Annotated in this window: 9 protein-coding genes and 3 tRNA genes; 8 read left to right on the plus strand and 4 right to left on the minus strand. The window is 55.1% G+C overall.

What is annotated here, in order from left to right; all coding sequences use genetic code 11:
• Window positions 1-118 precede the first annotated feature (118 nt).
• Both VQ830_RS24905 and VQ830_RS24910 read left to right on the plus strand, forming a co-directional pair.
• Entirely contained in the window at window positions 119-1,276 is a 1,158-nt protein-coding gene (locus tag VQ830_RS24905) for a pyridoxal phosphate-dependent aminotransferase (protein WP_337270863.1), read from the plus strand.
• Between the two features lie 259 nt (window positions 1,277-1,535).
• Entirely contained in the window at window positions 1,536-1,829 is a 294-nt protein-coding gene (locus VQ830_RS24910) for a hypothetical protein (protein ID WP_337270864.1), read from the plus strand.
• Window positions 1,830-2,063: 234 nt separating this feature from the next.
• Here the strand turns inward: VQ830_RS24910 and VQ830_RS24915 are convergent, their stop codons facing one another.
• On the minus strand, window positions 2,064-4,970 hold the full coding sequence (locus VQ830_RS24915) for an Rne/Rng family ribonuclease (protein WP_337270865.1): 2,907 nt from the start codon (window positions 4,968-4,970) through the stop codon (window positions 2,064-2,066).
• Between the two features lie 786 nt (window positions 4,971-5,756).
• On the opposite strand from VQ830_RS24915, the gene VQ830_RS24920 reads away from it, so the two are divergent.
• The 3 genes from VQ830_RS24920 to prfB all read left to right on the plus strand — a co-directional run bounded on the left by VQ830_RS24920 (window position 5,757) and on the right by prfB (window position 11,044).
• Window positions 5,757-6,983, plus strand: coding sequence for an N-acetylmuramoyl-L-alanine amidase (locus tag VQ830_RS24920; protein ID WP_438618662.1), 1,227 nt, complete (start codon window positions 5,757-5,759; stop codon window positions 6,981-6,983).
• A 248-nt stretch (window positions 6,984-7,231) separates the two neighbouring features.
• Window positions 7,232-9,691, plus strand: a complete 2,460-nt coding sequence (locus VQ830_RS24925) for a penicillin-binding protein 1A (protein ID WP_337270866.1) — start codon at window positions 7,232-7,234, stop codon at window positions 9,689-9,691.
• Between the two features lie 221 nt (window positions 9,692-9,912).
• A protein-coding gene (prfB, locus tag VQ830_RS24930; RefSeq protein WP_337270867.1) for a peptide chain release factor 2 occupies window positions 9,913-11,044 on the plus strand; the annotation gives its coding sequence in 2 pieces (ribosomal slippage) (window positions 9,913-9,981 and window positions 9,983-11,044; 1,131 coding nt in all).
• A gap of 69 nt (window positions 11,045-11,113) precedes the next feature.
• Here prfB and VQ830_RS24935 read toward each other — a convergent pair.
• The 3 genes from VQ830_RS24935 to rlmB all read right to left on the minus strand — a co-directional run bounded on the left by VQ830_RS24935 (window position 11,114) and on the right by rlmB (window position 13,566).
• Window positions 11,114-11,887 carry an NAD kinase gene (locus VQ830_RS24935; protein ID WP_337270868.1) on the minus strand — a complete coding sequence of 258 codons (774 nt, stop codon included), beginning with the start codon at window positions 11,885-11,887 and terminating at the stop codon, window positions 11,114-11,116.
• Between the two features lie 168 nt (window positions 11,888-12,055).
• Window positions 12,056-12,131, minus strand: a tRNA-Thr gene (locus tag VQ830_RS24940).
• A gap of 538 nt (window positions 12,132-12,669) precedes the next feature.
• Window positions 12,670-13,566 (minus strand): 23S rRNA (guanosine(2251)-2'-O)-methyltransferase RlmB, encoded by an 897-nt coding sequence (rlmB, locus tag VQ830_RS24945; RefSeq protein WP_337270869.1) that lies wholly within the window; start codon window positions 13,564-13,566, stop codon window positions 12,670-12,672.
• Between the two features lie 198 nt (window positions 13,567-13,764).
• Here rlmB and VQ830_RS24950 point away from each other — a divergent pair.
• The 3 genes from VQ830_RS24950 to VQ830_RS24960 all read left to right on the plus strand — a co-directional run.
• Window positions 13,765-13,849: transfer RNA gene (locus tag VQ830_RS24950), tRNA-Tyr, on the plus strand.
• Between the two features lie 22 nt (window positions 13,850-13,871).
• Window positions 13,872-13,945, plus strand: a tRNA-Gly gene (locus VQ830_RS24955).
• Window positions 13,946-14,257: 312 nt separating this feature from the next.
• Window positions 14,258-14,376, plus strand: a 119-nt coding sequence (locus tag VQ830_RS24960) for a GTP-binding protein (protein WP_139108845.1), incomplete at its 3' end; no start/stop codon positions are given.

The following is a 14,376-nucleotide window of genomic DNA, read 5'->3' on the forward strand; positions in this document are numbered from 1 at the left end:
AGGACGACTTATGGCGTCAGAAAGGCAAAATTCAGGGCGAACGCGAGTTCGCGGCATTGTGATGAAGCGATTCTTGCGGCAAGGGTCAGGTCGCAAGCGGAAAGAGGATCAAATCCCAGTGTTTTCAATTTCAGGGCGCAGCGAAGTAGAACCTTTCCACGCGATGGATGTGCTGGCCGAGGCAACCCGACGAAGTGCGGCCGGCAGACCGGTCATATCGCTTGCCGTCGGCCAACCCTCACACCCCGCACCGCGCGCTGCCCTTGAGGCGGCGCAGGCTGCCTTGGCCGCTGGCCGCCTCGGCTATACCGACGCGCTTGGATTGTCGCAACTGCGTAAAAACCTGAGCCGGCATTATGAGGTCAGATATGGCCTTTCTGTCGATCCGGCCCGCATTGCGCTAACGACAGGTTCGTCCGCTGCCTTCAACCTCGCATTCCTGACACTTTTCGATGTAGGCGATGCAGTTGCGATAGCGAGGCCGGGCTATCCGGCCTACCGCAATATTCTCAAGGCACTTGGCCTACGGGTTATAGAGGTGCCGGTCTCGGCAGAAACGCATTTCACGCTGACGCCGGAAAGCTTGGAAGCTGTCCAACGAGAGGCCGGACATCGGATCAAAGGCGTGTTGCTGGCGAGCCCAGCCAACCCCACGGGTACCGTAACGGGCAGGGCCGCGCTTGAGACGCTGACCTCCTATTGCGACAGGAACTCGATCGCTTTTATCTCCGACGAAATCTATCACGGGTTGACCTTCGAAGGGCAGGAGACCAGCGCGTTGGAACTCACGGACGAGGCTATCGTCATAAATTCCTTTTCCAAATATTATTGCATGACCGGCTGGCGGATCGGCTGGATGATTTTGCCAGAACGGCTTGTAAGACCCATCGAACGTGTGGCGCAAAGTCTCTACATTTCCCCTCCGGAACTATCCCAGATCGCGGCGGGTGCAGCACTAACATCGACGGCAGAACTTGAGCAGTTCAAGGCAAGCTACGCGCAAAGCCGGTCTTATCTGCTGCGGCGCCTGGGAGAGATCGGCCTCGATCTAGGGTCTCCTATGGACGGCGCATTTTACGCCTATCTCGATGTCAGTCGTTTCACGAATGACAGCATGGACTTCGCCCGACGAATGCTGATCGACATTGATGTTGCGACCACGCCTGGCCTGGATTTCGATCCTGTCGAAGGACATCGAACGATCCGCATGTCCTATGCAGGGTCGCCGGAGGACATTGAAGAGGCAGTAGAGCGGATTGCGTCTTGGCTCGCTTAAACAAGACAGATCAATGATCTAAGAGAGTTCCATGATTCAAGATTGGAGGACAACCGGTCACCGGCGAGACAAATGGTCGCCATGAAAAAGCCGCACTTCCGACTGCGCCGCGGAACAACCGCAGACTAGCTGCGTTATAAATGCGAACCTTGCGAGCGGCATCGATCATCACAAGCGGAAGCTTTCCGACGACGCCTGTACGCTTCGCAAATTCATATGACGCATCGCATTCGGCACCCAATTAAAAAGGCGTCCTTCCATGTATAAGCTCGCTATTGCAGTCTCGCTGACGCTTCTGGCTTCCACCAGTGCGCTTTACGCTCAATCCAATCTGAATATGGATTCCAGTGGACGGTTCGACGGAAGCCCACCCCTCGGCACGAGTACGGACCAGGAATCTTCCGGTCTTGCCATTCCGCTCGATGGTGGCATCACAGGCAGTACGTCATCCGACTCGATTATTGTCGTTCAACCTGAGCGCTGCCGGGATATCCGTCGCGGTCAGATCAGAGCGAGTGCCCAAGAGCGCGAAGTCTGCCGCTCCCGTCGCTGATACGCAACGGTTAGAACGTAGAAACCCGGCTGGATGATCAGCCGGGTTTTATTTTGGCATTCAACATGTCTTCAAGCCGCTAGGTCAGACTTTAGGCAGCGGGCAAGCCATATCGACTTTTACGAAAGCCGAAGGGTAGATTAGAAGAGATCAGCGTGACCAAGACAAAATAAGCTGAACGTGGAGCGCGCATTCAAGCATCGCTTGAAGCTTCCCATTCAAACCAAGCTCTTGTCAGAGGAAACCGCGACGCTGCCACCAACCTACTTTTTTCGGCTTTCCTTCCGGCTCGCCCTCGGTCCGTGTCGATGTCACGGTCGGCTCTGAGGACGATATGTTCGACCCCCTGTTAGCGCGCGCGGTCTTGGGCTCTTCCGACCCGGCTTGATCAGTCTGTGTCGACGTGTCTTCAACGGACTGTGGAGGAGCGCTTTCGCCTATATTCCGCTCTTCTTTCAAGCGAGCCTGCCGCGCAGATTTAGACGGACGCTTTGCCTCTACTGGCGCTTCCTCTGTTACAGGCTCGCTAGCAACCAATTCCGAAGGCAGTGAGTTCGCTGGTTCGGCATCTTTCGAAGCCGTAACGACTGCTTCCGGTGTGTCGCTATCCTCGCCGTCATCGCCGCCTTCGGCAGAAAGTTCTCCACCTTCTTCCCGATTCCGACGTCCGCCGCGTTTGCCGCGACGACGACGCTTGCGACGATTATTCTCTTCGCTTTCGGTCGCTTCAACGGGCTCTCCAGCTGTGACGCTTTCGCTTGTCGGGGCGGCTTCGTCCTCGCCGTCGCCCTCGTCATCGTCAGAGCTCTCATCGGACGTTGTGTCTTCAGCGGCGCCGGCTGTCTGCTCTGGGTTGCCATTGTTGCGTCCACGACGGCGGCGGCGGCGCTTGCGCTTCCGATTATTCCCGTCACCTTCGCCGTCACTTTCGGAACGGGCCTGTTCGACGGGCGCTTCCTTTTCTTCAATGTCCTCTTCGTCCTCATCGGCTTCGATGACGATGTCGTCATCTTCGTCCTCAATGGGGGCAAAGTTGAAGAGCGTTTCGATCTTGACGGGATTTTCCACCGGCTCGCCACGATCGATCGCAAAATGCTGCGAGCCAACTGTCGCATCGGCATCGATCAGAATTGCAACACCGAAGCGGGCTTCGTAATCAACGATCGTCTGACGTTTGTAGTTCAGCAGATAAAGCGCAATGTCGGGCGTCATCCGTACTTTGATATCGTGCGTCGTGTTCTTGAGCAGATATTCTTCAACGCCGCGCAACACATGAAGTGCGATCGAAGACTGGGAGCGAACGTGGCCGGTTCCGCCGCAATGCTGGCAGACCTGCGTCGTCGATTCAAGTACGGATGCACGAATGCGCTGACGCGACATTTCCAGAAGACCGAAATGCGAAATGCGTCCCACCTGAATTCGAGCGCGGTCGTTTTTCAGGCATTCCTTGAGTTTCTTCTCGACAGCGCGGTTGTTGCGCTTCTCTTCCATGTCGATGAAGTCGATAACGATCAAACCGGCAAGGTCGCGAAGACGCAACTGACGTGCAATTTCTTCCGCAGCTTCAAGGTTGGTCTGGAGCGCCGTATCTTCAATAGAGTGTTCTCTGGTAGACCGACCGGAGTTGACGTCGATAGCAACCAGCGCTTCCGTCTGGTTGATGATCAGATAGCCGCCCGACTTCAACGTAACCTGCGGCTGCAGCATGCGGTCAAGCTGTGCTTCGATGCCGGAGCGCGAGAATATTGGATGGATATCGCGATAGGGCTGAACCACTTTCGCATGGCTCGGCATTAGCATCTTCATGAAGTCTTTGGCTTCACGATAACCGTCTTCACCCGCAACGACGATCTCGCTGATGTCTTTGTTGTAAAGATCTCTAATCGACCGCTTGATGAGCGAGCCTTCTTCATACACGAGGCACGGCGCAGTGGAGGCCAGTGTTAGGGTGCGGACATTTTCCCAAAGCCGCATCAAATATTCGAAGTCACGCTTGATTTCGACCTTAGTGCGATTGGCACCGGCGGTCCGCAGGATCACGCCCATGCCTTGTGGCACTTCCAGAATGCGGGCAACTTCCTTCAGACGCTTGCGGTCAGCAGGGTTGGTGATCTTCCTGGATATGCCGCCGCCACGTGCGGTGTTCGGCATCAAAACGGAGTAGCGCCCAGCCAGAGAAAGATAGGTTGTGAGCGCGGCACCCTTGTTGCCGCGTTCTTCTTTGGCGACCTGCACCAGCAAAATCTGGCGGCGCTTGATCACTTCCTGAATGCGGTATTGCTTGCGGGGCTTGCGAACAACGCGATCAGGAACTTCTTCCATGGCATCTTCGGCGCCGACGGATTCAATCACTTCCTCTTCCTGGTCATGATCGTCGTCGTCATCGTCTTCGGCATGCCGCTTTGCAACATCGACATCTTCCGAAACCGTATCGGTTTCGACCATGGCAGCCATCGACTTCCCGCCGGTGTCTCCATCATCGCCACCTTCGCTCGAATGATCGTCAGACGGCGTTGCAGGCTGTTCTTCGCTCACATCGGCGGATGCGTCTGCTGCCGTAGCTTCCTCTGCTACTTTCTTGCGGCTGCGGCGAGGTTTTGCCGGTGCGCGCTTCTTCTTGGCAGGCGCTGCGGGCTCTTCGGTGACCTCAACCTCTGAGAGTGCGGAAGTTTCTACAGCCTCAGGCTGCTCTGTCGCGACAGCCTCGGCGCTAGCTTCTTTCTCAGGTGCAGCCTCGGCCTGCTTGGCGTCATCCGCGGCATCGCGTGAAACGATCCCGACATCTGGCTGATCTTGCGTAGCGGGATCGGGGCGAGCCGTCTCGACATGCTCGATGTCGTCGTCCCGGCGATTTTCTTCTGCTTCCGCACGAAGCAACGCTTGGCGATCTGCCAGCGGAATTTGATAATAGTCCGGGTGAATTTCAGCGAACGCCAGAAAGCCGTGGCGATTTCCGCCATAATCGACAAAGGCTGCCTGCAGTGAGGGCTCTACCCTTGTCACTTTGGCAAGGTAGATATTGCCGCGAATCTGTTTCTTGTGCTCAGATTCGAAGTCGAATTCTTCTATGCGGTTCCCGCGAACGACAACGACGCGCGTCTCTTCCTCGTGAGACGCATCGATAAGCATTTTGTCTGCCATGTAAATTGTGCTCCTCGGCGCAACCCGCGGCTGGTACGTTCCACAGAACGCTGCCGAGCGGGCATACGGCTTGTTACAGCCGCGCCGGATGGTGAAGGTCGCTTGTAATCAAGTGTATAAAACAGCAGTCCAGCAGCGGCGGGGAAAACTTTTTCCCGGGGCTTGCAAACNGCGGCTGGTACGTTCCACAGAACGCTGCCGAGCGGGCATACGGCTTGTTACAGCCGCGCCGGATGGTGAAGGTCGCTTGTAATCAAGTGTATAAAACAGCAGTCCAGCAGCGGCGGGGAAAACTTTTTCCCGGGGCTTGCAAACTTTACATAGGACCTGCAACGACACCATTCTGACCAAGCGAGATCGACAATATGAGGGCCAAACGACCCGATGAATTTGGTGGCTCCCACCGATGAATTCGCGCTTTGTGAAGACGCAAATTCAGTATCCAGTTGCAAGAGTGGAGGCGAATTAGACGGCGGACGACTCTCGTTCTTGGCGCCAGTTCAGTGCTTTGGCAGCCTTTACGCGATTCTGTCCCGTCAACGCTCTACTCTTAATTCGTTGTATGTTTTCTATGTAACAATAGCAAGGAAAAAGCCAAGCCCGCCATAATATTGATGAATTTACAAAGCCATGGGAAGGGGAGGGCTTAAGGCGCGCGAGTCGGTCCCTTAATCGATCTCTGGACAGACGGGAGATCGATGCGCGCCTCGGTAGCGGAATTATTGATTTTCAGTTTGAATTGGGTGGCGATTGTTGACACGCATGTTCGGGTGCAAAGCCGGTTGCATGAGGGCGAGAACCTTTGCAATGGCTGCAATTTCCGCTTTGTTTTCCCTTGTTTGCCTCGCTGCACCAGTGTTCGGCGCTGAGCCTTCGACGCCGTCCATGTTGGCTTATGGCGCGCGCATCGTCGGGGACGATGCAAGAACGCGTATCGTGATCGATTTCGACCGGAAACCTTCCTTTTCCATTCATTACGTCACGAATCCGGAGCGGATCGTCATAGATCTTCCCGCAACGGCGTTTGGATTTCCGCCGAAGGATCTTCCTGCGAAGGGTCTCTTCAAGGACATCCGCTATGGCGCAATGGATGAAAACAGCGCGCGCATCGTGTTGACGCCAATCAAGCCAGTCAAAATTGGCATGGCGCGAAGTCAAGCGGACGAAGACGCAAAGGGATTCCGTCTCGTTCTCGATGCCGAGATCACGACCAAAGAGGAACTTGCTGAACTCTCTAAAAATCAGTCATGGAGCGAGCCCTCGGCGCAAGATGACGCGAGCTCAACTGTCAAGGAAAAGGTCATTTCCTCAGCTCCCGGCGATTTCATTGTCGCGGTGGATGCAGGGCACGGCGGCATTGATACGGGTGCAATCGGCGCGGACACGAAGACGCTTGAAAAAGACGTAACGCTCAACTTCGCAAAAGCTCTTGTTGAGCACCTCAATCAAGAATCCGGAATAAAAGCATTCCTGACGCGTGACGACGACACATTCCTGTCCTTGTCCGAGCGGGTGGAAATCGCGCGCCAGCACCATGCATCGCTTTTCGTCTCCATGCATGCGGACACGCTGAAGCAAAAGGATATTCGTGGTGCGACCGTCTACACGATCTCCGATAAAGCTTCGGACAAACTTGCCGCCGAACTGGCCGATCGAGAAAACAACTCGGATCAGGTTGCCGGCAAACAAGCCGTTTCAGAGCCCCCCGTCGTCGCCGATATCTTGATGGATCTCACCCGCCGTGAAACACAGGCTTTTTCTATTTCCTTGGCGCAAAATGTGCTCTCGTCCTTCAAAGATCAGGTCGGTACGATCAACAATCCGCACAGACATGCGGGCTTTCGGGTTCTGCAGGCCCCCGATATTCCCTCTATCCTTTTGGAGCTAGGCTTTTTGTCAAACGCCGAGGATGAAAAATTGTTGGTGGATCCGGCGTGGAGGGATAAGATTGCTGGGCTGCTCACCAATGCGATCAAGCAATATAAGGTGGCCTTTGCCACAAATGGTGGTTAAATCCGTGTCATTGATGCGACAGGAAAACAGCAAATGAGCGCATATTGCTGGAATAGGGCATTGGAGCCCTATTTTCCTCACATTGGCGCCTTTACTCACGGCTAACACTCAAGTGGTGCGTTGTCTCTCGTATCAGGCGATAACGTCTTGTGACGCCAAGGCTATTAGAGTAAGTCGCCTGCGCGCTCTCTCGCATTTTGCGGCGGATTGTTGAACCGCGATATGGAAATCGGACCGGTAGCTTAAAGATGATCAGAATATTCGGATATTTCTTCGGAGCGGCATGTGTCGTATTTCTCGGCATCGCGGTGGTTGTTGCCGTCTATATATCCGAGGTTTCGAAGGACCTTCCCGATTATGCGGTTCTGAGCCGCTACGAGCCGCCAGTGATGACGCGTGTTCATGCGGGCAACGGGGCGCTGATGGCCGAATATGCCAAGGAGCGTCGGCTGTTTCTTCCGATCCAGGCTGTTCCCGACCGTGTGAAGGCTGCTTTTCTTTCGGCGGAAGATAAGAATTTCTACAATCACCCCGGCATCGACATGTCCGGTCTCGTGCGCGCCATCCTCGTCAATCTTCAGAATTTCGGCTCCGGGCGACGCCCTGTCGGTGCTTCCACGATTACGCAGCAGGTCGCCAAGAACTTTCTTCTGACATCGGATCAAACGATTGACCGTAAAATCAAGGAAGCGATCCTCTCCTTCCGGATCGAGCAGGCCTATTCGAAAGACAAGATCCTCGAGCTTTATCTGAACGAGATTTTCTTTGGCCTGAATTCCTACGGCATTGCGAGCGCCGCTCTTACGTATTTCGACAAACCGGTTACCGAGCTTTCCATCGCAGAGTGCGCCTATCTTGCATCTCTTCCGAAGGGGCCCGCAAACTACAACCCATTCCGCCATCCAGACGCTGCTCTCGAACGCCGAAACTGGGTCATCGACCGTATGGTAGAGAACGGCTATGTCAGCGCAGAGGATGGGGCCGATGCGAAAAAGCAGCCTTTGGGCGTGACAAGCCGAAGCAATGGCCCCTCGCTTCAGGGCTCAAGCTATTTCGCAGAAGCCGTTCGTCGCCAGCTCATCGATCAGTTCGGTGAGAAAATGCTGCTGGAAGGCGGTCTATCGGTTCGTACCTCGTTCGACCCGCAAATGCAGCTCTGGGCACGAAAGGCACTCCAGGACGGCCTTATTACCTATGACGAGCGTCGAGGCTTTCATGGCCCGATCGCGACCATCAGCACGACTGGCGATTGGGGTCCAGCCTTGGCTGCCGTTCCGTCCTACGGGGATGTTCCCGAATGGCAGCTCGCAGTGGTTCTCGCCGTATCGGACGATAGTGTCGATATCGGATTGCAGCCGGGCAAGGATGGCGGCGGCAAAGTCTCCGCGGAACGCGTGCGCGGCGTGATCAGCGCCAAAAACATGCAGTGGGCCTATCGTCCGGCAAGCGGCGGTCGTGCGGCAAAATCGCCCTCCGGCGTATTGAAGGTTGGTGACGTCGTGTTTGTCTCGCGCCTTGGCGATGATACGTCGAAATCCTATCGTCTTCAGCAGCCCCCTAAGGTCGCTGGCGGCCTTGTTGCGATGGATCCGAAGACTGGACGTGTACTGGCAATGGTCGGCGGCTTCTCCTATTCGCAGTCGGAGTTCAATCGCGCTACCCAGGCAATGCGCCAGCCGGGTTCGTCCTTCAAACCCTTTGTCTATGCCGCCGCAATGGATAACGGCTACACGCCGGCTTCGGTCGTCAACGACGATCCGTTGGAAATTCAGGTCGGAAACGGACAGGTTTGGCGTCCGGACAATTACGAAGGCGAGGGCGGTGGCTCCAATACTCTGCGCTTTGCCATCGAACATTCGCGAAATCGAATGACGGTTCGTCTTGCCAATGATCTTGGAATGAATGTGGTTGCCGAATATGCCGACCGCTTCGGAATCTACGATCATATGATGCCAGTCTTGGCGATGTCGCTCGGTTCGGGTGAAACAACCGTGTTGCGCATGGTTTCTGCTTATTCGGTCATTGCCAACGGCGGCAAGCAGATCAAGCCGACCTTGATCGACAGAATTCAGGATCGCTACGGTCGGACGATCTTTAAGCACGAGGAACGCGTGTGCGAAGGCTGCAATGTCAGCGAATGGCAGAACCAGGCTGAACCTGAAGTGGTCGATAAGCGCGAGACTGTTCTCGATCCGATGACCGCCTATCAGGTTACGTCGATGATGCAGGGTGTAATTCAGCGCGGAACGGCAGCTGGAAAAGTGGACCTAGGCGGTCGCGATGTTGCCGGAAAAACCGGGACGACAAACGACGAAAAGGATGCTTGGTTCGTCGGGTTTACGCCTGATCTTGTTGCAGGTCTTTATATCGGCTTTGATAATCCAACGTCGCTTGGTCGCGGTGGAACGGGTGGCGCGCTCGCAGCGCCTGTGTTCAACGAATTTATGCAAGCTGCGGTCAAGGATATGCCGCCATCCAAATTCGTCATCCCTGCCGGAATGAACCTGATTGCTATCGACCGTAAAACCGGTATGGCCGCAGCCGAAGGCGACCCCAATACCATCGTTGAGGCTTTCAAGCCGGGGACGGGCCCGGCGGATCGTTATTCGGTCATTGGAATGGACAACAACGTCAATCCTGAAGAAATCCTCAAAACGTCGCCTCAGGCTAATCAGGCCGTCCAATCCGGTGGTGGTGGTCTCTATTAAGGTCTGAGATCCGGGCAAAGGCGGGCATTTGCTGGCGCAGTTCCCACGGTCGGGGCTTTACATAGGATGCCGCCAACACTAATGCATGTCACGCTCGGGCGGATCCATGCCAAAGCAATGGACCGTCAGCCATTTGAAATGTCGCAGCGTTAATGCATCTCAACAAGCACCACGCGCAGCGACTACGAACTACATCGAAACACTTCTGAAGAAGCAGGAAAATGCGCGCCGAAATTGAGAATATAGTCGATGAAACCAAGCAGGCTATCACCCTGCTGAGGAGGCATCTTTGACTGGGATCAGGCGATAAGACGACTGGACTGGTTAAACAACAAGGCCGAAGATCCGAATTTGTGGAACGATGCTGCGCAGGCTCAGAAGCTCATGCGCGAACGTCAGCAACTCGATGATGGCATCAACGGTGTTCGGCAGCTTGAACAGCAGATGAAGGACAATATCGAGCTCATCGAGATGGGCGAAGAAGAAGGCGACGACGCCATTGTCCAGGAAGCTGAAGAATCACTCAAGTCCTTGAAGAACGAGGCTGCGCGCCGGCAAGTTGAGGCGATGCTGTCGGGCGAGGCGGATTCCAACGATACCTATCTTGAAGTTCATTCCGGTGCCGGCGGAACAGAGAGTCAGGATTGGGCGAACATGCTTCTGCGCATGTATATACGATGGGCAGAGCGGCAGGGCTTCAAAGTCGAGGTCATGGAAGTCCATGATGGTGAAGAAGCCGGCATCAAGTCAGCGACCATTCTGGTGAAGGGCCATAATGCCTACGGATGGCTGAAGACCGAATCCGGCGTTCATCGTCTCGTTCGCATCTCGCCCTATGACAGCAATGCGCGCCGCCATACATCCTTTTCATCCATCTGGGTTTATCCAGTCGTCGATGACTCGATCCAGATCGAAATCAATGAGAGCGACTGCCGGATCGATACCTATCGTTCGTCCGGCGCTGGTGGACAGCACGTCAACACGACCGATTCCGCAGTGCGCATCACCCATATTCCTTCGGGTATCGTCGTCGCTTGCCAGCAGGAGCGTTCGCAGCATAAGAACAAGGCCAAGGCCTGGGAGATGCTGAGAGCACGTTTGTATGAGGCTGAGTTGAAAAAGCGCGAGGAAGCGGCAAACGCCGAAGCTGCCTCGAAAACCGACATCGGCTGGGGCCACCAGATTCGCTCTTATGTCTTGCAGCCTTACCAGCTTGTGAAAGACCTTCGCACTGGTGTTTCCAGCACGGCACCAGGCGATGTTCTGGACGGCGAACTCAATCCATTTATGGAAGCTGCCCTTGCACATCGCATCAGTGGAGCAGCCGATACTGTGGTCGACGACATAGATTGAGGTCGATCGCCTCGATAGCGAGCGCCTTCCGTAACACCTGCGGCCGGACCATACCGGCCGCGGTCAGCATTAGTCGCTGAATTGTTCGGCAAGGATCCGGTCCGACCAGGATCGGTTCGGATCGGACAAAATCCGCGCCGTGAGGTGTTCCGACTGTGCGACCCGCACATGCAGAACGGATTTGACTTCTGTATTGTCGGCAACGGCGTTCGCCGGTCGTTTCTCAACTTCCAGAAGATGAATATCGACGGTGACGCGGTTGGGCAACAAAGCTCCGCGCCATCTGCGGGGCCTGTAAGCGCTGACAGGCGTCATGGCAAGAAGTGGTGCCTCAAGAGGCAGAATAGGCCCATGAGCAGAAAGGTTATACGCGGTTGAACCGGCCGGCGTTGCCACCATTAGCCCGTCGCAAATCAACTCTTCGAGCCTGACGACGCCATCGACTTCAACGCGCAGCTTTGCGGCTTGGTAGGACTGACGAAAGAGATAGACTTCGTTGATCGCCAGCGCTGTTGAGTTTGTTCCGTCCATGTTGGCGGTGGTCATCTGTAGCGGGCGAAAAGCATTTTCCACGGCGGTCGCGATCCGCTCATGTAGATTGTCCGTGCGGTAGTCATTCATGAGGAAGCCGACAGAGCCGCGGTTCATCCCATAAACGACTTTGTCTGAATTCATCGTCTTATGCAGCGTCTGCAGCATGAAGCCATCACCGCCCAATGCGACGACGACATCGGCGTCTTCGAGAGCGACGTCGCCGTAAAGACGAATTAGTTCTTCTCGCGCATCCATGGCTTCACTGGCCGAAGAAGCAACAAAGCACAGCTTTTCCGACACACGCCGCATGCATCACCCTTTTATTGTCCTCAGCCCCGGCGCCAACCTGCGGCGCGCGACATGCCTAAATCATGTCTGCAAGCTTATCCAATTCGTCGAAGACAAGCGACGAATTTTCGCGCCTATTCCCAACCGAATAGACGCGTGATGACAAATAAATTGTTCATATTGAAAGGATGGTGCCCCCGGCAGGGTTCGAACCCGCGACCCCCTGATTACAAATCAGGTGCTCTACCAACTGAGCTACAAGGGCATGCGTGCCAAATACCAGATTCTACCGAGGTGTAAAGCAAAATTCTCAGGCGTTGACGACTTTATTTTCGGTCTCGGTTAGCCAAGCTTATTGCGTGCTGTCATTGACGCTGGCTTCGAGTTTATTTCCGTTACCGGTTGCTTCTGAAGATCCGACGTAAGCGATACTCAAAACGGACACGATCATAAAAGCAACGACTGCGATCATTATTCGCATGTGATTTTTCCCTGTTGTCTGGCCGGTAAAACGCCGGCCGCGTCAGGTGGTTCCGTTAACGAAATCTACTGCTGCACGGCCGCGCCGCCGCCAGGGGCGACCTGACCATTGCCAGTCGGTGCCAGGGGGTTTTGCTCCCGCACAGGATGGGTGTTATCCACCCACATGAGGCTCAAAATTAAGGCAACAAATATCCCGATAAAAAGAATCCCGAATATGAGGGGACGTAAATGCATCTGGTCGCTTTCCTCGCCTTGGCTTCAATGGCTAATGTCCATTGCGCTTTTGGATCTTCATACGGCGGCCACCCAACTTCGGTTCATCACTTTTCACGACGGCTTAGATGAATGCGTGCTGCATACATTGCAATGGCGGCCGCGTTCGACACGTTTAGCGACTTGATGGCGCCCGGCATATCAAGGCGTGCCAAAGCATGGACGGTCTCGCGCGTTTTTTGGCGCAGCCCTTTCCCCTCCGATCCAAGGACGAGCGCGATGCGTTCACCGGAGAAAGTGCCTTCAAGCGGCTCAGGTCCCTCCGAATCAAGGCCAATAGAGACAAAGCCAAGGCGGTGAAGTTCTCCCAAAGCATCGGCAAGATTGGTTATCTGGATGTATGGAATGAGTTCCAGCGCACCGGATGCTGATTTGGCTAAAACACCCGACTCGGCCGGGCTATGTCTCTGTGTGGTGACTACTGCGCCGGCGCCGAACGCGACGGCGGATCGCATAATAGCTCCCACATTATGAGGGTCCGTCACCTGATCGAGAACGAGCAGGAGCGGGCTCTCCTTCAGGGCCTCCAACCGACGAGCGGGAAGGGGATGCGTCTCCAAGAGAACTCCCTGATGTATGGCATCTGGTCCGACAAGCTTGTCGATCTCTTGCGGAGAAACGATTTCAACAGGCAGATCCGCGGCGTCTTCTTTGATGCCAAGTCTTTCAAGCGCGTTGCGTGTGGAAAGAAGGCGGATGTTGCGCCTTTGAGGATTGTCGAGGGCAGCCCTGACCGTGTGTAAGCCATAGAGGAAAACGTGGTCAGCTGGCATTGGCGCCGGCTTCCATTCTTTGGCAGATCGCTTGTCCTTAAAGGACGGGGTAGGGATCTCGCCACGCTCTCGCTTTGCGTCGCGGTGAGCGCGCCTCAGGTTGGCGTAGTGGGTGTCTTTTGCCGACTTTTCGTCAGCGGGCTTGCCGCCCTGTTTGTCATCTTTTCTCATTATTCCTTCTTAGCGGCGTCAGGAGCTCGCGCCTAGAGCTAAGCAGCAAGGCTTTCTGTTGCCTTCGAAAAATTTCGTGTTTTTTCCAATTTCTTCGTGTTGACATCAGGAATTGGTCCGGTCATATACGCGGCGCAGGTCGAGGGGCGGCAACGCTTCAAGGCCTCGCAGCTTGGTCCTCCGGTCCGATTGGAATAAGGAGGGATGCCCGAGTGGTTAAAGGGGACGGACTGTAAATCCGTTGGCTCAGCCTACGTTGGTTCAAATCCAACTCCCTCCACCATTCCGTCGCCGAGGACAAGCCCGCGGGTATAGCTCAATGGTAGAGCAGCAGCCTTCCAAGCTGAATACGCGGGTTCGATTCCCGCTACCCGCTCCACTTTCATATACGCCGTGTTGACGTCATGCCACCGCCTTTTCGGCTATATCAGGCGCGATGTTTTCCGAAGCAGCATCCAAACCGAAAAAAGCAGCTTTGAGCCGATTTGGCACGCATGGATCACTCGGGAGATAATCCTCCCAACGCAGCGGAAAGCCTGGCAAAACGAGTTGTGGTTGCTCCGGATCTGCCGAGGCCTCCTGTTCACGGCGAGGCCGATAATTATGTCTTGCACATTCTCAGCTAAAGCCTTAAACGGCGGCACTAAACCGGTTCGCCGGGGTCACCTATTACGTTCACAGGAAGCATCAAATGGCAAAGAGTAAGTTTGAGCGGAACAAGCCGCACGTCAACATTGGGACGATTGGGCACGTTGACCACGGCAAGACGTCCTTGACGGCAGCGATTACGAAGTATTTCGGCGAGTTCAA

Origin of the sequence: Oryzifoliimicrobium ureilyticum, from assembly GCF_037199735.1 — a bacterium.
GTDB classification, from domain to species: Bacteria; Pseudomonadota; Alphaproteobacteria; order Rhizobiales; family Rhizobiaceae; genus Rhizobium; species Rhizobium ureilyticus.